This window comes from Leifsonia sp. fls2-241-R2A-40a, assembly GCF_030209575.1.
Taxonomy (GTDB): domain Bacteria; phylum Actinomycetota; class Actinomycetes; order Actinomycetales; family Microbacteriaceae; genus Leifsonia.
Map to the genome: position 1 here is coordinate 1897138 of NZ_JARVRS010000001.1, position 17831 is coordinate 1914968.

Below are 17831 nucleotides of genomic sequence, written 5' to 3' on the forward strand. Positions count from 1 at the left end.
GTCGGGGCGTTCCCCTCGTCTCAGCGGCTCGTCTGCGCGCGGCTTCCCGTCCGCGGCTACGACCCGGCGCCGTCGCCGGCGCGCGTGCGCAGGATGCGGCGGAGCACCAGCCCTCCCACCGTCAGGCCGATCGCCGCGTAGATGACGATGTCGAGATACCCGGCGTAGCGCTCGACCAGGTGGTACTGCGTTCCGAGCGCGTACCCCGCTCCCACCAGCAGCGCGTTCCACAGCAGCGTGCCGGCCAGCGTGTACAACGCGAACGGGAGGTACGGCATCCGCGTCGCGCCCGCGGGCAGCGAGATCAGACTTCGCACCAGGGGCACCAGCCGCCCGAAGAACACGGCGCCGCGCCCGTGGCGCTTCAGCCAGGCCGCCGCCTTCGTGAAGTCGTCCGCGTCGACGAGCGGCAGGCGCGCAAGAAGCCGGACTGCTCGCTCCTCGCCCAGCCGTCGGCCGAGCAGATACAGGATGCTCGCCCCGGCGAAGCTGCCGAGTGTCGCCGCCAGCAGAACCAGCAGCGGGTTCAACGACCCCTGGTAGGCCAGGAAGCCCGCGAACGGGAGGATCACCTCGCTCGGAATCGGGGGGAACACCACCTCGGCGAGGGCGCACAGACCGACGCCGAACTCGCCGAGGGTGACCATGACGCGGGCCGCGAGGCCGGCGATCCCACCGAGCTCTTCGGGCGGTGTCGCGGACGGGAGGGTGGTTGTCGCGAGTCCGCGAGCGAGGCCGGGCAGGGCGAGCGTCGGTCCTGTCATGGCCCCGAGGCTATCCACGGCGGATGGGAGGACCGTGGGTGGGGTCAGCCGACGCGCACCAGCGTCTGCTGCCAGCCGGTGGAACCGTTGGGCGCGATCGGGGTGCGCTTCTGCTCCTGCAGCCGCCCCGCCTTGTCCGTCGCGCGCACGGCGAGCGTGTGGCTGCCCGAGGTCGCGGTCCAGTCGAGCGACCACTGCACCCAGGTGTCCTTGTTGATGGGCGCCGAGAGCTTCGCCGGCTGCCAGTCGCCTCCGTCGATCTGCACTTCGACCTTCTGGATGCCGACCGTCTGGGCCCACGCGACGCCGGCGATCTTGGTCGCTCCGGCCGAGAGGGACTTGTCCACGCGCGGGGTGTCGATCCTGCTGGAGAGCTTGATCGGCGCCTTGGCGCTGTAGCCGCGGGGCGTCCAGTAGGCCTGGTCGGCCGCGAACGTCGTCACCTTCAGCTCGGTGAGCCACTTGGTCGCCGAGACGTAGCCGTAGAGGCCGGGGACGACCATCCGCACCGGGAAGCCGTGTTCGAGGGGCAGGGGCTCGCCGTTCATCCCGACCGCGAGAATCGCATCCCGATTCTGGTCGGTCAGGGCGTCGAGCGGGGTGCTCGCGGTGAAACCGTCGACGCTGCGGGACAGCACCATGTCGGCCCCGGACCGCGGCCGCGCCAGCGCGAGGATGTCCTTCACGCGGACCCCGAGCCAGCGCGCGTTGCCGATGAGGTTGCCGCCCACTTCGTTCGACACGCAGGTCAGGGTGACGGCGTACTCGTCCAGTCCCATCCGCAGCAGATCCTGGAAACTCAGCTCGATCCGCTTCTCGACCATGCCGTCGACGGTCAGCCGCCAGGTCGACGGGTCGACAGACGGAACGGTGAGGGCGGTGTCCACCCGGTAGAAGTCCTTGTTCGGCGTGAACAGCGGGCTTATCCCCGGGGCGTCGAGTTCGGCTCCCGCGGGAACCGCGACGCGCGAGGCGGGGGCGGGAAGACGCAGCGCGGAACGGACGGCGGCGATGGAGGAGGTGGCCGCCGACCCCAGGCGCGATCCGACACCCGCGATCACGGCACCGGCCGCGGCGATCGAGGTGAACACAAGGAACCGGCGACGGTCGACCCCGGTCGAGGGGGAGTCGGACGCCCGGTCGTCGCGCCAGCGGTGGAGACGGCCCACCAGGAGTCGCAGCACGACGGCGCCGAGAGCAGCGCCGACGGCCGCAGGCAGGAAGGCGAGGGGACTCGCGCCGGCCCGGGTGAGCGTCGCGATGATCGCAGCGACGCCGGCGAGGACGAACAGGGCGACGCCGAGCCAGCGCTTCCACAGCTCCAGGACACCCGCGACCGCGGCGGCGACGAACACGGCGAAGCCGAGGGAGCTGAGCAGGAACAGCTTGTCGTTCGAGCCGAACAGCTCGATCGCGAGCTCCTTGGCCCATCTCGGCACGATGTCGATCACGAACGAGCCGACCGCGAGGATCGGGCTCGCCTCCCGCGCCACGAGCAGGGCCACCAGTTCGGCCGCGCCCAGGAAGACTCCGCCGCTGACGGCACCTGCGAGCGCAGCCCAGGCGATCGTGCCGATTCTCTTCTTCGCTGTCACGTGAAGAGTTCGTCACGGCACACTCCCGCGGATTGGTTCCAATCCGTTTCGGCGACGAGCCCGAACCCCTGATGACCGCCCAGCAGCGGCCGAACGATCGGCACCATCCCTCAAAAGGAGAAGAGAAATCATGCGATCCACTACCCGTCTCGCAGCGGCCGGCCTTCTGGCCGCGGCCGCCCTCGCCCTCACCGCCTGCTCTTCGGGCGCTGGAACCTCGTCCTCGTCGTCGTCGGGCGACTCGATGAGTTCGTCCTCTCCGTCGGCCTCGCAGTCGATGGACCCGGCGGCGGACCTCGTCGGCCCCGGCTGCGCGGCGTACGCCAAGCAGGTTCCGTCCGGCGCCGGCTCGGTCTCGGGCATGGCCCAGGACCCGGTGGCGACCGCTGCCGGCAACAACCCGCTCCTGACCACTCTGGTCGCAGCCGTCTCCGGCAAGCTGAACCCGAAGGTCAACCTCGTCGACACCCTGAACGGCGGTGACTTCACCGTCTTCGCACCGGTGGATGACGCCTTCAAGAAGATCGACCCGGCCACCATCGACACGCTGAAGACCGACGCGGGAGCCGCGACGCTCACCTCGGTGCTGACCTACCACGTGATCCCCGGCCAGCTCTCGCCGAAGGACATCGTCGGAACCCACAAGACCGTCGAGGGCTCTGACGTCACCGTCACCGGCTCCGGCGACTCGATGAAGGTCAACGACGCGAACGTGATCTGCGGTGGCGTCAAGACCGCCAACGCGACCGTCTACCTGATCGACGGGGTCCTGATGCCCCCGGCCAAGTAACACCGGCATCCGAAACGGCGCGGCCGTGCAGCATTCGCTGTGCGACCGCGCCGTTCGCGTTGCGGCCCGTATGCTGCCTTCATGCGTGTCGGCGAGCTGCGGGTGGATGCGATCTCCGACGGTGCCTTCGTCGCCCGGCCGCGGTATTTCGGCGACGACGTGCCCGCCTCCGCCCGTCCGGACGTGTTCGAGCGCGACGGCGCCGCGTGGCTGCCGATCGGGTGCTTCGTGGTCAGGACGACCGCGGCCGACGGGAGCGACCGCACCGTCCTGGTCGACGCGGGCCTCGGTCCCGCCCTCGACCCCATGCCCGACGGGATGCTGCTGGTCGGCGGCCAGCTGCTCACCGGTCTCCGCACGCTGGGCATCGCGCCGGGCGACATCGGCGACGTCGTGGTGACGCACTTCCACACCGACCATGTCGGCTGGCTGTTCGACCCGTCCGGCCGCGCCACGTTCCCGAATGCGCGCATCTGGTTCGGGGCCGGCGAGTGGGCGCACTTCGTGGAGGGATCCGGCGAAATGGCCCCGCACATCCGGGAGGGCTTCCGGACGCTGGCGGGGACGCCCCGCCTCGTCGCGCTCGACGCCGAGCGCGAGGTCGCACCCGGCGTCCGCGCCGTTCCCGCGCCCGGGCACACCCCCGGCCACCTCGCGGTGGTGGTCGAGTCGAGTGGCGAGCGCCTGGTCCTCCTCGGCGACGCGATCACCGTCCCCGAGCAGTTGGCCGAGACCGGCTGGCACTCGATGGGCGATGTTGATGCGGAACTGGCCGGTCGCAGCCGGCGCGTCCTGTGGGATCTTCTGGCGGAAGAGGCTGTGCGCGGCGTCGGCGCGCATTTCCCGGAATTGCGACCCGGCCGGGTGGCCGACGGCCGTTGGGTCCCGTCCGGCGAGGAACGTCCGGCCGGCTAGCCCGCGTCGGCGGGAGCCGGCCCAAGGAAGGCGTCGAGAGCGTCGGTCAGTTCACGGCGGGCGGTGGCGTCGTCGATCGTGGCCGGCCGGTCGCCCGCCTGCGGCCCGTAGTCGCCGAACTGGCCGTGGTTCATCCCCGGGATCTCGACGAGTTCGGCGTCCGCCGGGAGCAGGTGGCGAGCATCCTGGATCTTCTGCGGCGTGCTGAGCCCGTCGCGCCCGCCGCCGATCGAGAGCACGCGCAGGTCGGTGCCGCTCAGGTCGTTCGCACAGTACGAACCGAAGAGGATGAGCCCCTCGACCTGCGGATCCTGTGCGAGCTGGCAGGCCCGCACCCCGCCGAGGGAGTGGCCGCCGACGTACCAGTCGGTGACCTCCGGAGCGTGTGCGGTGAAGCTCGAGAGCGGCCGCTGGTCGAAGAAGGCGAGGTTGAGCGTCGGCTTGGTGATGACGACGGTGAGTCCCGTCTCGGCCACCGCCCCCGACAGCTTGTACAGGTAGGCGTACGGGTCGACCAGGGCGCCCGGCACGAAGACCAGGCCGGCGCCGGAAGGCGTTCCCGTCGGCTCCATCACCACCGCGTTCCCGGCGTCGTGGATGCTGACCGCCGGGTCGCGCCACGCCGTCAGCGCGGCGGACCGGTCGCCCATCATCGGCGTGGACGCCCACGCGAGGAAGCCCACGACGACGAGTCCGAGCACGACGAGGATCGCCACCCCGGCAGTGCGGGCGCGGCGGAGGATTCGTCTGGACCGGCTCACCGGCATAGCGTAACCTGACAGTAAGCTTGCTGACTAATTTCTAGGCGAGGGAGTTGGGATGTCCGCACGTAAGCGCTGGGCGGGGCTGGTCTTCATCAGCATCGCGGTGGCCCTCATCATCGTCGACTCCACCATCGTGAACGTCGCCATCCCCTCCATCGTCGACGAGCTGAAGATCGGCTCGACCGGCGTCCAGTGGGTGCAGGAGTCGTACACGCTGGTGTTCGCGGCTCTCCTGCTGGTATTCGGCACACTGGCCGACCGCTTCGGCCGTCGCCGCATGCTCCTGATCGGAGTCGCCATCTTCACGGTCGCCTCGATCGGGGCTGCACTTGCTCCCACCGGCGCGTTCCTGATCGGCGCCCGGCTGGTGCAGGGCGTCGGCGGTGCGATGGTGCTGCCGACGACCCTGTCGATCATCAACGCGACGTTCCGCGGCAAGGAGAGGGCGATCGCCTTCGCCGTCTGGGGCTCGACGATCGGCGGCATGACGGCTGTCGGGCCGCTCCTCGGCGGCTGGCTCACCACGGCCTTCTCGTGGCGCTGGGCGTTCGGCATCAACATCCCGCTCGGCATCATCATCGTCGTCGGAGTGCTGGCGACCGTCACGGAGTCGCGCGACACCCGGAACGCCGGCGGCGTCGACGGCGTCGGCGCGCTGCTCTCCATCGTCACCAGCGCCAGCCTGGTCTTCGGGCTCATCGAAGGCCGCACGTACGGCTGGTGGCTGGTCGACACGCGCCCGCAGCTCGGCGACTGGTCGTGGCCCTTCGCGCTGTCGCCGGTGCCGATCGCCTTCGCGATAGCGATCGCCGGCGGCATCCTGTTCGTCCTCCGCGGCCGGGCGCGCATCCGCGCGGGGAAGAGCACGATGCTCGCGCTCGACCTGTTCCGCATCCCGTCGTTCCGCAACGGCAACGTGGCGGCCACGATCGTCTCGCTCGGCGAGTTCGGCATCATCCTGGCGCTGCCGATCTGGCTCCAGAACGTGCTCGGCTACAGTGCGCTCGACACCGGGCTCATCCTGCTCGCGCTGGCCATCGGGTCCTTCCTGGCGAGCGGTTTCGCGGGAGCGTTCGGAAACCGCATTCCGGCCGTCACGATCGTGCGGGTCGGGCTGGTGGCGGAGATCGTCGGAGTGGCGGGGCTGGGCCTCGTCATCTCCGCGTCCACGCCGTGGGGCGCTCTCATCCCGTTCCTGTTCGTCTACGGTTTCGGCGTCGGCCTCGCGACGGCGCAGCTGACCGGCGTCGTGCTCAAGGACGTTCCGGTCGACCAGAGCGGTCAGGGCTCCGGCACGACGAGCACCGCCCGGCAGATCGGCTCGGCCCTCGGTATCGCCGTGCTGGGAACGGTGCTCTTCGCGTCCGCGACGGCGGTGTTCCAGAGCAGCCTCGACGACCGCGGTGTGCCGACGGCCCAGCGCGATCAGCTGGTCTCCGCTGTCATCGACAGTTCGGGCGCGGCCATCGCCGGCCTCGAGCAGGACCCGCGGACCGCACCGATCGCGGCGGACGCGAAGGAGGCGTTCAGTGACGGCACCCGGTGGGCGGCGTTCTCCGCAGCCGGGTTCCTGGTCGTCGGTCTGCTCGCGACGCTGTCCCTCGGCGGCCGTCGTCCGCGCGACGGTGAGCCCGGGGAGCCGGGCGGCGAGGCGCCTGCGGGTGCCGAACCCCAGGCGCCGGCCGTCGCCGCCGATCCGCGCACGTCGTACACGGCGGACGACATCGCGCTCCTGGTGCAGCGATTGGCGGACGCGCTGGAGGAGGACCCCGAGCTCGCGCGGGCGCGGCTGGCCGCATCCCGGCTCGACCGGCGGTCCCGGGCACTGCTCACGCGGTTCTTCCGCGACCTCGCCCAGGGCTGAGGCGCGGGCCGCCGCGCGTCAGGCCCGCGCCTCGTGCACGTCCCGCGCCTTCAGCGTGCGGTACGTGGTGACGGGATGCGTCCCCAGCACGATCTTGCCGCGCGAGTGCAGGTTCTGCAGGTCGTCGTAGGCGTACGCGATCTCGTCCAGCGGGTAGAAGCCGGAGATGAGCAGGGTGAACGCCCGCTCATCCGCGAGCTGGGCCAGCCGCTGCAGCTGGGCCGTCCCGTGAGCGACCGACTCCGGGTCGTCCTGCAGCAGCCGCAGTTCCGTGTCGCGGCGGTCCTCGCTCGACCGGTAGCGCGACGGCGGCACGTTCAGGCGCTCGGCGAGCTCGCGGCCGTCCTGGCCGAAGTTGTCGATCAGGGCGTCCACGCCGTCCGGCGCCAGCTCGCGGATGCGCTCCTCGATGCCCTCGCCGTACCGGACCGGCTTGATGCCGAGCTGGCGCAGGTAGTCGAAGTTCCGGTCGCCGCAGGTGCCGATCACACGGGCACCCCGGTGCTTGGCGACCTGCGCCTCGATGCTCCCGACCGCGCCGGCGGCCGCGGAGATGACGACCGTGTCGCCCGCGCCGACGCGCACGTCGTCGAGCATGTCCAGGGCGGTCGCTCCGGCCAGGTACAGCCCGCCGGCGACCTCCCACGAGACGTGCGGCGGCTTGACCACCAGCGCCGCTGTGGGCACCACCACGTGTCGCGCGTGCGCCCCGGTGCGGACGTGCCCGATCACCTCGGCGCCTCGACGGAACCGCCCCGCGGCGTCCGCGACGACGACGATGCCCGCGAAGTCGCTGCCCGATGCGCGAGGGAACGGCTCGTCGGCCCACGCCGTCTCCCGGCCGCTCCGGATGAAGCCGTCGATGTGACTGATCCCCGTCGAGATCACCTCGACGACGACCTCGTCGGCTCCTGGCTCACGCAGCGGACGGGTCTTGCGCTCCAGCACGTCCACGTCGCCGTTGCGCTCGTACTCGACGACCGTGGTCTCCTGATACTTCTTCGTCATCATCGCCTGGCCTTCTGTTCGTGGCCGCCGTCAGTCGGTGGCCGTCCACTGCTCGCCGGGACGGTAGGAGCCGAAGCTCCACTCCCGCCCGCCGGGGTCGAGAACGCGTGCGCGCCGGCCGCCCCACTCGGTGTTCGCGGGTGGGAGCAGGGGGGTGCCCCCGGCGAACACGGCACGGGAGTACATCCCGTCGACGTCCTGCGTGATGAGGTACACGCCGGCCCCGGTCGAGGAGCCGACCAGCGGGGCGGTGGCGTAGTCGGCGTCGTTCGACGACAGCATCACGACCGTGTCAGCCCACCGCAGCTCGCTGTGGGTCACCGACCCGTCGGGCGCCGTCTGCAACAGGAGCGTCTCGAAGCCGAGCGCCTCCAGCCACGCGATCGCGCGGGCCGCGTCGCCGTAGCTCAGATAGACCGCTGACGAGATCATCGCTGCTCCTCGGTCGCCGGGCTGCCTCAGCCGGGCATCGGCCCGGTGAGCGGGGTGGCGTGCAGGTCCGCCCGGATGCCGTCGAGGACGGCGTGGACCGACACGCGCTTCGCCTCGGTGTCGACCACGTTCGCGGGGACCGTGACGATGAGACCGGACTGGTAGAAGGCGCGGATGCGGAACCCGCCCTGCCAGGAGTCCTCGGAGCTGTTGGCGCTCTCCGTGCCGCCGGACAGCTCGAAGCGCAGCAGGTCGGCCCGGCTCTCGACCCGCGTGATCACCTGGGCGTCGGGGGAGCCGTCGTCGATGACCTCGGCCGCGACGACGGTGTGGTCGGTGAAGATGCCGATGCGCAGCGTGACCGTCGAGAGGGCGGATGCCGCAGCGGCCCCCAGATAGATGATGCGGTCGTCGCCCACCGCCAGTTCGAGCTGGCGGATGAGAACGGAGTACCACGAGGGGTCCGCCCCGAGGAGCTCGCGCAGACCGCGCTCCTCATCGAGGAGAGCGCGGAGCTGCTCCTGGATCGCCGCCGTGTCGGTCATCGTGACGCCTTCCTTCGCGTGCGGGCCGGCGCTTCGCCGTACCCAGCATCAGCATATCCCTAGCTTGGCTAGAAAAGCGACGGCCTACACGCCCTGGTCGGCGCGAGCGGCGACGGTGTACTGCGCACCCCGATGCGTCGAGGGCAGCCGGTCGCCGGCGCCGTGAAGCTTGTTCCGCAAGGTGCCCGGCTGGTACTCCTCGGGGTAGGCCCCGCGGCGGCGCAGCTCCGGGATGACGAACTCGACGATGTCCTCGAAGGTGCCCGGTGTGATGGCATACGCGAGGTTGAACCCGTCGACGTCGGTGTCCTCGACCCACTCCTGCAGCTGGTCGGCGATCTCGACGGCGGAACCCACGATGAACGGGCCCAGTCCGCCGATCGCCCCGTTGCGGCCGATGTCGCGCACGGTCCACTCGCCGCCCTCGGCGTTCGGGCGCTGGAAGTTGGCGACGGCCGACTGGATGGCATTGCTCTCGACGTTGCCGATCGGCTCGTCGAGGTCGTACTGCGAAAGGTCGACGCCCATCCAGCCGGACATGAAGACGAGTGCGCCCTCGTCGCTCGTGTACTGCAGGAAGTCCTCGAACTTGGCCTGCGCCTTCTCGCTCGTCTCGTCGGTGATGATCGTGAGCAGCGTGTAGATGCGTGCGGAGTAGCGGTCGCGTCCCGCCGCCTCGAGTGCGTCGCGGAGCTTGCCGACGGTGGCCTTCAGCCCCTCCTTGGTGGAGGCGGCCACGAAGATGGCCTCCGCGTTCTCGGCGGCGAACGAGATGCCGCGCTTGGAGGCGCCGGCCTGGTAGATGACCGGCGTCCGCTGCGGGCTCGGCTCAGACAGGTGGATGCCCGGAACGGTGAAGTGCTTGCCGCGGTGGCCGATCTCGTGCACCTTCGACGGGTCGGTGAAGACGCCCGACTCGCGGTCGCGCACGACCGCGTCGTCCTCCCACGACCCCTCCCACAGCTTGTACAGCACCTCGAGGTACTCGTCGGCGTGGTCGTACCGGTCGTCGTGCTGCAGCTGGTCGTCGTGCCCCATGTTGCGGGCCGCGGAGGGGAGGTAGCCCGTGACGACGTTCCAGCCGACGCGTCCGTTGGTCAGGTGGTCGAGCGTCGACATGCGGCGCGCGAACGGGTAGGGGTGCTCGTAGGCGGTGCCCGCGGTGATCCCGAACCCCAGGTTCTCGGTCACCAGCGCCATCGCGGAGACCAGCAGGATGGGGTCGTTGACCGGGACCTGCGCGCCGTGGCGGATCGCGGCCTCGTTGCTCCCGCCGTAGACGTCGTAGGTGCCCAGCACGTCGGCGATGAAGATGCCGTCGAAGGTACCGCGCTCCAGCAGCTTGGCGAGCTCGGTCCAGTAGGTGAGGTCCTTGTACCGCCACGCCTGGTCCTCGGGGTGACGCCACATCCCGGACGACTGGTGGGCGACGCAGTTCATGTCGAAAGCGTTGAAGCGGATCTGCCTGGTCATGGCTCCAGGATGGGCGAAGCCCGCTGGGCGCGCACGTGGACCGTCACGCTGCGTAACGGTGGCGCCTCGGCGCCTCGGCGCCTCACGGCCGCTGCCGCAGGTGCTGCCGGGTGAGCTCCGCCATCTCCTCGTCGCTCAGCTCGTCCAGCTTGCGGCCCTCGCGGCGGTCCAGGCGCATCCAGCGCACGAAGAGGAGCACGAGCACCGGAACGTCGGCCATCTCGGCGATGAACCAGAGGAAGTCGCCCGAGAGGTGCTGGTCGTGGAGCGGAGTGGGGAACCAGAACGGCATGCGGGCGACGATCGCGGGGGCGTGATCGAGCACGCCGTCGTTGAGGCGCAGGAGCAGGCCGGGGATCGCATCCAGCAGCAGCTCGACGAACGCCAGCAGGAACTCGACCGTGATGAAGAACGCCGTGTGGATGACGGAGTGGGCGGCGATCGGGAGGACGAGCACCAGCCCGGCGAGCGGCGTGAGCACCGAGATGGTCCACTCCGACCACGGGGAGTCGCGGAGGATGGCCGCGACGGGCGTCAGGAAGACCAGGAACACGGCGCAGGCGATGAGCGGCGCGGCCATCGCGTTGCCGAAGAACCGCGCGGGCCACGACCGCATCGCACGGTCCGTGCGGCGACGCCCGCGCAGGCCGAGCGCCACGCGGGCGAGCGCGATCGGCCGGCCGAGTGCGAGGAGCGCCGGCACCACGAACAGCAGGAGCGCGATGCGCGTCGTGAACGCCCAGCGGAGGTCCGTGCTCTCGGCGCCGAGGAACCCGAACGAGACCACGGCGTACGAGCCGAGGCCCAGGAGGAGGAACGCGGCGGTCAGGCGCAGCGGCCACCGGTGACCGCGGCGCCGCAAGCGCGCCACCCCCGTGAGGTAGAGCGCGGCGGCGGCCAGCAGGACGATCGCGGCGGCGGGGTCGACGGACCAGGTGCTGAGGAAGACGGCGAGAGGTGGCGTGGTCGGCTCCGGTCGGTGGGGGTCGGGCCCATTCTGCAACTCGCGTCGCAGGCGCGGCTGAGGGAAGGCTCCATACTGGTCGCATGACCGTCGCCAGCCTGCTCGCATTCGCGGGCCTCTGCCTCGTCCTCGCCCTCACGCCGGGACCCGACACGTTCCTGGTACTCCGGTTCAGCCTGTCCCGCCAGAGCGCCGGGATCGCCGCCGCCGCGGGCACAGCGCTCGGCTCACTGGTGTGGGCGCTCGCCGTAGCGCTCGGTCTCGCCGCCCTCCTGGAGCAGTCCGCCGAGGTCTACCGGATTCTGAAGATCATCGGAGGTCTGTACCTCGTCTACCTCGGCGTGATGGCCTTCATCGCGAGCCGGAAGCGGACCAGCACCGGGGTCGAGCCGGCCCTGCGCCGCACGACCCTGCGCTCCGGCTTCGCGGCCGGGATGCTCTCCACGATGATGAATCCGAAGGTCGGACTGTTCTTCCTGGCGATCGCGCCCCAGTTCGTCCCGCACGACGACGCCGCGATCGGCAACACCCTCGTCCTCGGCGCGGTCGTCGCGGTGGTGGGCTCCCTCTATCTCGTGGTGGTCGCCCTGCTCGCGGGGCGGGCGGTCGCCTGGCTGAAGCGGCCGGCGGTGACGACGTGGCTGGAGCGGATCTCGGCCGGCATCCTCGCGGCGCTGGGCCTCGGCACGATCGCGCTCAGCGCCGAATCGTAGGGGCGTGAAAGAAGGGGAGGGATCAGCCGATCCCTCCCCTTCTTCTCTGCGGCGGTGTGACTGCCGTCAGCGCCGCGGGTTGTTGCGCCCTGGCGTTCCTGCGGCCAGCGCCAGCGTCTGCTGCAGCGCGGTGTACTCCGGCTTGGGCTGGAGGTTCTCGTCGTAGATGGTCGCGGCTCCCTCGCCCGGGAAGACTCCCGGCACCCACGAGTAGGCGTCGCCGAAGCCCCACACCGTGTACGAGAGGCACGCCCGCACCGCGAGGCACGCCTGCAGCGTGGTCGTGTACCCGGCGACCTGAGCGTTCTGCTCGACCGGCGTGACCGGCAGCGTCGTGCGCACATCCACCTCGGTCTCGGCCACCTTCAGCCCGAGCTTCGAGAACCGCTGGAGGTTGTTCAGCAGGTCCGGCAGCGGGTACTGGGTGTCCAGGTGGGTCTGGAAGCCGACGCCGTCGATCGGGACGCCCCGCGCCTTCAGGTCCTGGACCAGCTGGTACACCGCGTTGCTCTTCGGCCCCGTGAACTCGATGTTGTAGTCGTTGTAGAAGAGGAGGGCCTTCGGGTCGGCCTGGTGCGCCCAGCGGAACGCATCGGCGATGTAGCCCGGCCCGAGCTTCTGCAGCCAGATACTGTCGCGCAGCGTCCCGTCGTCGTTGAACGCCTCGTTGACCACATCCCACTGCCAGATCTTGCCCTTGAAGTGGGTGACCTCGTCCACGACGTGCTTCTTGAGGATGGCCCGGAGCTGGTCCGGCGTCATCGACGGTGCTGCCGCGGTCAGCCAGGCGGGCAGCTGGCTGTGCCAGACGAGCGTGTGGCCGCGCACCAGCTGGTCGTTCTGCTGGGCGAACGCGACGAGCCGGTCGGCGGCGGCCCAGTCGTAGGTGCCCTGGGTCGGCTCGACGACCTCCCACTTCATGACGTTCTCCGGAGTGACCGAGGAGAACTGGGATGCGGCGATCGCGCGGTACTGGTCGTTGGAGGCGAGAAGGTCGGTGTTGATCGCGGTGCCGATGCGGAGGCCCGACTGCGCGGCGAGCGACCGGAGGGAGTCCGCCGGAGCAGGGCTGTGGTGGGACGGCGCGGCCGGGGGGGCCGCGAAGGCGGCTCCCTGGGAGAGGATGACTGCTCCGGCCCCGATCACCGCAGTGGTGATGAGACCGGCACGAAGACGGAATGACACGCTGATACTCCTTTGTAAGCGTCGGACAGAATTTGTTGCGTCATCCAGCTAATGTGCGCCCCGAACGGGTGTCAAAGATTTTGGAAAACCCGGATTCGCGAGGGGAATGCCGAAGCGGCGGGGCAGCGCACGCGCGCTGCCCCGCCGCTCGCGGGTCTCGGGTCAGAACTGGTTCTGGCCGCCGTCGGCGAAGAGTTCCGCTCCCGTCACGAACGAGCTCTCGTCGCTCGCGAGGAAGTGGACCGCCTCCGCGATCTCCTGCGGGCGGGCCAGCCGGCCGAGCGGGACCCCCGCCGCGAGACCCTGGAGGAGGTCCGAAGCCGACGCGCCCTCGGGCGCGAGTCCGGCGAGGCCGGGTGTCTCGGTCGGGCCGGGGATGATCGTGTTCACGCGGATGCCGCGGGGTGCGAGCTCCGCCGCCCACGTGCGGCCGAGGGACCGGACGGCCGCCTTCGACGCGGCGTACATCCCGAAGGATGCGCTTCCCTTCGTCGCCGAGGTCGAGCCGAGCAGCACGATCCGGGCGCCGTCGTTCAGCACCGGGAGGGCCCTGGCGATCGTGAACACGGTGCCGCCCACGTTGCGGTCGAACGTGTCGCGGTAGTGCTCCCAGGTCGTCTGCTCGAGCGAACCGAACTCGCCGCCGCCGGCGTTCGCCACCACGATGTCCAGCCCGTTGCCCGCGCGGTCGATCTCCGCGAACAGTGTGTCCAGATCCTCCAGGCTGCTGACATCGCCGCGCACCGCGGTGACGTCGCTCGCCCCGGCGGCCCGCACCCGGTCGGCGGCCTCGTCGAGTCGCTCCTGGTTGCGGCCGGTGATGAACACGTGGCCCCCGTCGGCGGCGATCCGCTCGGCGATCGCCAGTCCGATGCCGCTGGTCGCCCCCGTGATCAGGGCGGTGGTGGTGGATGTCGAATCGGTCATTTCTCCTCCTCAGGATTGTGTACTGAGCGGTACAATTACGTGAGGGATGAGGTTATTCCCGTCCGCCCCGGGATGGATGCAGAGCGCACGCGGTTATATAGTTGACGCATATAAACAACCGTTTCCACGTACACGCGCGCACTCTGACAAGGACTTCCGTGGCCCGCTCCGGCATCTTCACCAAAGACCACCCGCACTACCGCTGGGTGGCGCTCTCCAACACCACGCTCGGCATGCTCATGGCGACGATCAATTCGTCGATCGTGATCATCTCGCTTCCCGCCATCTTCACCGGCGTCAAGCTGAACCCGCTCGAGCCGGGTAACGTCTCCTACCTGCTCTGGATGCTGATGGGCTACATGCTCGTCACCGCCGTGCTCGTCGTGATGTTCGGGCGGATGGGCGACCAGTTCGGACGCGTGCGCATCTACAACCTGGGCTTCGTCATCTTCACGCTGGCGGCCATCGCGCTGTGCCTCGACCCGTTCAGCGGAGGCCCGGGCGCCCTCTGGCTGATCGTCTGGCGGTTCGTCCAGGGTGTCGGCGGCGCGATGCTCTTCGCAAACTCGACCGCGATCCTGACCGACGCCTTCCCCGCGAACAAGCGCGGCTTCGCGCTCGGGCTCAATCAGGTCGCCGCGATCGCGGGCAGCTTCATCGGACTCATCCTCGGCGGCATCCTCGCCGAGATCGACTGGCGCGCGGTCTTCTTCGTCTCCGTGCCCTTCGGCGTGATCGGAACCATCTGGTCGATCAAGTCGCTGCACGAGGTCGGGCAGAAGAACCCGGGCCGCATCGACTGGATCGGCAACGCCACCTTCGGCGTCGGACTGATCGCCCTCCTCACCGGCATCACCTACGGCATCCAGCCCTACGGAGGGTCGTCGCAGGGCTGGGGGAACCCGTGGGTCCTCGGCTCGATCACCGGCGGCATCCTGCTTCTGGTCGCGTTCGTCTTCGTCGAGCAGCGGGTGTCGTCGCCGATGTTCGACATGCGGCTGTTCCGCATCCGGGCGTTCTCGTCGGGCATCTTCGCAGGCTTCCTCGCCGCGATCGGGCGAGGCGGCCTCCAATTCATGCTCATCATCTGGCTGCAGGGGATCTGGCTGCCGCTGCACGGCTACAGCTACGAGTCGACGCCGCTCTGGGCCGGTATCTACATGCTGCCGATCACGATCGGCTTCCTGGTCGCGGGTCCGATCTCCGGTGCGCTGTCCGACCGGTACGGCTCGCGCGGCTTCGCCACCGTCGGACTGCTGCTGGTCGCCGCGACGTTCATCGGTCTGCTGCTCATCCCCGTGAACTTCGAGTACTGGCAGTTCGCCCTTCTCACCGGGCTCAACGGAATCGGCTCCGGTCTGTTCTCGTCGCCTAACCGCACGGCGATCATGAACAGCGTGCCCGCCAACGAGCGCGGAGCCGCCTCCGGCATGGCCGGCGTCGCCCTCAACGCGGGCAGCTCCCTCTCCATCGGCATCTTCTTCTCGCTGATGATCGCCGGCCTGTCGGTCGCGCTGCCCTCGGCGCTGACGAACGGGCTGACCTCGCACGGCGTGCCCGGGAACATCGCCGCCCAGGTCGGGAACACCCCGCCCGTCGGCAGCCTGTTCGCCGCCTTCCTCGGCTACAACCCCATCCAGAGCCTGCTGGGACCGACCGGGATCCTGACCGCGCCGCACGTCGACGGGGCCACCCTGACCGGCAAGGAGTTCTTCCCGCAGCTCATCTCGGGGCCGTTCCACGACGGGCTCGTCGTCGTCTTCATCGCGGCGGCCGTCATGAGCGTCATAGGCGCCGTTGCATCCTTCCTCGGCGGGGCCAAGTATGTTCATGAGGAGGCCGTCGCACCCCAGCGTGTGGCCACCGAGGAAGGCGAGGAAGTCGGTGTCCACCGCGCATGAAGCTGACGAGCGGCCGGCGGCCGGAGCGGACGACGATGTCCCCGGCCGTCTGGCCCTGACCGTCGGTCGCCTGAACCGCCGCATCCGCTCCTCCACCGGAGGACTCAGTCACGGGCAGCTCTCCGCCCTCAGCACCATCGTGCGCCAGGGACCGCTGCGACCGAGCGAGCTCGCCGCCATCGAAGTCGCGGCCGCTCCGACCATCACGCGCATCGTCGCCGAGCTCGAGGCCCGCGGCCTCGTGGAGCGCGCGCCGGACCCGGAGGACCGTCGCTCGCTGTTCGTCTCCGGCACGGAGGCGGGCTCGACGCTGCTGCTGGAGGCGCGGTCGGACCGTGCCCGGGCCGTCGCGGACATCCTCCGCGAGCTGACGCCCGAGCAGGTCGAGGCGATCAGCGTCGCGCTCCCCGCGCTGGAGCAGGCCGCGCACGTCGTGCCGCCGCCCGCGTCCTGACCCACCGCTGCGCGCGGGCCCCCGTCGAGTTGCGACATGGTGTCGCCACTCGACGCTGATTCGCGCATCCACTCACCACTCGATGCCCCGGCTTAGTCCAGGGCTAGCAGGGCGGCTGCGGTCACGGCGAGGGCCAGGCCCACCCACTGCACGGGGGCGACGCGCTCACGCAGCACGACGGCGGCGAGCAGGATGGTCCCGGCCGGATACAGGGCGACGAGGACGGACATCGTCGTCAGATCGCCCACCCGCAGCCCGATCAGGATGAGGAGGTTGGCCGTCGCATCCAGCGCGCCTCCGGCGGACGCGATGCCGGTACCGCGCCGATCGAACCGGGGCACCGCATCCACCCGGTGCCGACGGCGCGAACGGAGTACCAGGATGCCGACCAGCGTCCACATCACGGCGCCGTTCACCGCGCGGTTGGCGAGCAGCGGGACGACCCCCGAATCGGGCGGAGTCTGGTCGAGCAGGATGAGGAAGACCCCGATCAGCGCGCCCGCCGCCACCGCCATCAGCAGTGCTCGCCCGCTGGGGCGCACGGCCCCCTTCTCCGGGACGAAACCGACCAGCACCACCGCGACCAGGGCGAGCCCGAGGGCGACCGAACCGACGAGCCCGAACCGGTCGCCGCCGATCAGTCCCCAGGTCATCGGGATGAGCGCCGACACCAGTGCAGTGAGCGGCGAGAGGATGCTCATCGGCCCGATCGCCAGGCAGGCGTAGAGGAGGCCGATGGCGACCGTTCCCACGAGGCCCGAGAGGGCGCCCCAGCCGACCGCAGCGGCGGACCACTCGCCGCCGACGATCGGGAAGGCGAGCAGCAGCAGGGCGAGCCCGCTGACCGCGCCGACCGCCGTGGCGCGGACCGGGCCGATGCGCCGCGCGGCCACCCCGCCGAAGAAGTCGGCGGATCCGTAGACGATGGCGCTCAGCAGCCCGAGGACTGCCGCCGGCATCAGCTCCCGGCCAGACGGTACGTGTGCAGCACCGCGCCCGAGTGGAAGCGCCTCAGCTCGGTCAGCTCGAACGTCCACTTCTCGCGGTCGTCCGGGAAGACGCGCAGCCCGCCGCCGATGAGCACGGGGTAGACGAGCAGGCGCAGCTCGTCGACGAGCCCCCAGACCAGGAGCGACTTGACCAGGGATGCGCTGCCCGCGACGAGGATGGGGCCGCCGTCGCCGTCCTTCAGCGACTGCACCGAGGCTCGCACCGGAGCCTCCAGGGCGGTGGCGTTCCAGACGAGCTCGCCGGGCCGGGAGGTGGCGACCGCCTTGGGCAGGGCGTTCATCGTGTCCGCGAACTCGCCCTCGCGCGACGGCCACGCGTCGGCGAACTGCTCGTAGGTGCGGCGGCCGAGGAGCAGGGATTCCGCCTCCAGGATCTCGCGCAGCTTGAACCCGCGGAGATCGTCGGAGCTGAACGGGATGGTCCAGCCGGAGTGCCGGTGGGTCGGCTCGCCGCCGGGCGCCTCGACGACGCCGTCGAGGGTCATGAACTCCGTCACGATGAGCCGGCGCATGTGGGCGATGGTACC

18 protein-coding genes are annotated in these 17831 nt (G+C 70.3%); 6 read left to right on the forward strand and 12 right to left on the reverse strand.

Going from position 1 to position 17831, the window contains the following annotated elements:
• Positions 1-56: 56 nt before the first annotated feature.
• Both QRN40_RS09535 and QRN40_RS09540 read right to left on the reverse strand, forming a co-directional pair.
• Positions 57-764 (reverse strand): DedA family protein, encoded by a 708-nt coding sequence (locus QRN40_RS09535; RefSeq protein ID WP_285115360.1) that lies wholly within the window; start codon positions 762-764, stop codon positions 57-59.
• A 44-nt stretch (positions 765-808) separates the two neighbouring features.
• Positions 809-2359: a molybdopterin-dependent oxidoreductase gene (locus QRN40_RS09540; RefSeq protein WP_285115361.1), complete on the reverse strand. Its 1551-nt coding sequence runs from the start codon at positions 2357-2359 to the stop codon at positions 809-811.
• 130 nt (positions 2360-2489) lie between these two features.
• Between QRN40_RS09540 and QRN40_RS09545 the strand changes: the two genes are divergently transcribed.
• Together QRN40_RS09545 and QRN40_RS09550 are read left to right on the forward strand one after the other, a co-directional pair.
• Positions 2490-3149, forward strand: coding sequence for a fasciclin domain-containing protein (locus QRN40_RS09545; RefSeq protein WP_285115362.1), 660 nt, complete (start codon positions 2490-2492; stop codon positions 3147-3149).
• A gap of 81 nt (positions 3150-3230) precedes the next feature.
• Complete coding sequence (locus QRN40_RS09550) at positions 3231-4064, forward strand: MBL fold metallo-hydrolase (RefSeq protein ID WP_285115363.1); 834 nt, start codon at positions 3231-3233, stop codon at positions 4062-4064.
• Here QRN40_RS09550 and QRN40_RS09555 read toward each other — a convergent pair.
• Positions 4061-4825 (reverse strand): alpha/beta hydrolase, encoded by a 765-nt coding sequence (locus QRN40_RS09555; RefSeq protein WP_502878910.1) that lies wholly within the window; start codon positions 4823-4825, stop codon positions 4061-4063. The two genes, QRN40_RS09550 and QRN40_RS09555, sit on opposite strands and share 4 nt — an antisense overlap.
• Positions 4826-4883: 58 nt before the next feature.
• Between QRN40_RS09555 and QRN40_RS09560 the strand changes: the two genes are divergently transcribed.
• The gene (locus QRN40_RS09560; protein ID WP_285115365.1) at positions 4884-6692 is read left to right on the forward strand and encodes an MFS transporter; all 1809 of its coding nucleotides are present in this window, start codon (positions 4884-4886) and stop codon (positions 6690-6692) included.
• Between the two features lie 18 nt (positions 6693-6710).
• On the opposite strand, the gene QRN40_RS09565 is transcribed toward QRN40_RS09560, so the two are convergent.
• The 5 genes from QRN40_RS09565 to QRN40_RS09585 form a co-directional block, all read right to left on the reverse strand.
• Positions 6711-7703, reverse strand: coding sequence for an NADP-dependent oxidoreductase (locus QRN40_RS09565; RefSeq protein ID WP_285115366.1), 993 nt, complete (start codon positions 7701-7703; stop codon positions 6711-6713).
• Positions 7704-7730: 27 nt separating this feature from the next.
• Complete coding sequence (locus QRN40_RS09570; protein ID WP_285115367.1) at positions 7731-8132, reverse strand: VOC family protein; 402 nt, start codon at positions 8130-8132, stop codon at positions 7731-7733.
• 26 nt (positions 8133-8158) lie between these two features.
• Positions 8159-8677 (reverse strand): hypothetical protein, encoded by a 519-nt coding sequence (locus QRN40_RS09575; RefSeq protein ID WP_285115368.1) that lies wholly within the window; start codon positions 8675-8677, stop codon positions 8159-8161.
• Positions 8678-8761: 84 nt separating this feature from the next.
• Entirely contained in the window at positions 8762-10150 is a 1389-nt protein-coding gene (locus tag QRN40_RS09580) for an LLM class flavin-dependent oxidoreductase (protein ID WP_285115370.1), read from the reverse strand.
• 82 nt (positions 10151-10232) lie between these two features.
• On the reverse strand, positions 10233-11153 hold the full coding sequence (locus QRN40_RS09585) for a cytochrome c oxidase assembly protein (RefSeq protein WP_285115371.1): 921 nt from the start codon (positions 11151-11153) through the stop codon (positions 10233-10235).
• A 44-nt stretch (positions 11154-11197) separates the two neighbouring features.
• Between QRN40_RS09585 and QRN40_RS09590 the strand changes: the two genes are divergently transcribed.
• Positions 11198-11827 carry a LysE family translocator gene (locus tag QRN40_RS09590; protein ID WP_285115372.1) on the forward strand — a complete coding sequence of 210 codons (630 nt, stop codon included), beginning with the start codon at positions 11198-11200 and terminating at the stop codon, positions 11825-11827.
• A gap of 66 nt (positions 11828-11893) precedes the next feature.
• Here the strand turns inward: QRN40_RS09590 and QRN40_RS09595 are convergent, their stop codons facing one another.
• The gene (locus tag QRN40_RS09595; protein WP_285115373.1) at positions 11894-13012 is read right to left on the reverse strand and encodes an endo-1,4-beta-xylanase; all 1119 of its coding nucleotides are present in this window, start codon (positions 13010-13012) and stop codon (positions 11894-11896) included.
• Between the two features lie 162 nt (positions 13013-13174).
• Positions 13175-13939, reverse strand: a complete 765-nt coding sequence (locus QRN40_RS09600; protein ID WP_285115374.1) for an SDR family NAD(P)-dependent oxidoreductase — start codon at positions 13937-13939, stop codon at positions 13175-13177.
• A 158-nt stretch (positions 13940-14097) separates the two neighbouring features.
• Between QRN40_RS09600 and QRN40_RS09605 the strand changes: the two genes are divergently transcribed.
• Positions 14098-15840 (forward strand): MFS transporter, encoded by a 1743-nt coding sequence (locus QRN40_RS09605; RefSeq protein WP_285115375.1) that lies wholly within the window; start codon positions 14098-14100, stop codon positions 15838-15840.
• On the forward strand, positions 15824-16294 hold the full coding sequence (locus QRN40_RS09610) for a MarR family winged helix-turn-helix transcriptional regulator (protein WP_285115376.1): 471 nt from the start codon (positions 15824-15826) through the stop codon (positions 16292-16294). Before QRN40_RS09605 ends, QRN40_RS09610 begins: the two co-directional genes overlap by 17 nt.
• A 92-nt stretch (positions 16295-16386) precedes the next feature.
• Here the strand turns inward: QRN40_RS09610 and QRN40_RS09615 are convergent, their stop codons facing one another.
• Both QRN40_RS09615 and QRN40_RS09620 read right to left on the reverse strand, forming a co-directional pair.
• On the reverse strand, positions 16387-17253 hold the full coding sequence (locus QRN40_RS09615) for a DMT family transporter (RefSeq protein WP_285115377.1): 867 nt from the start codon (positions 17251-17253) through the stop codon (positions 16387-16389).
• Positions 17253-17816, reverse strand: coding sequence for a dihydrofolate reductase family protein (locus QRN40_RS09620; protein WP_285115378.1), 564 nt, complete (start codon positions 17814-17816; stop codon positions 17253-17255). The genes QRN40_RS09615 and QRN40_RS09620 overlap by 1 nt, the downstream gene beginning before the upstream one ends.
• Between the last annotated feature and the right edge of the window lie 15 nt (positions 17817-17831).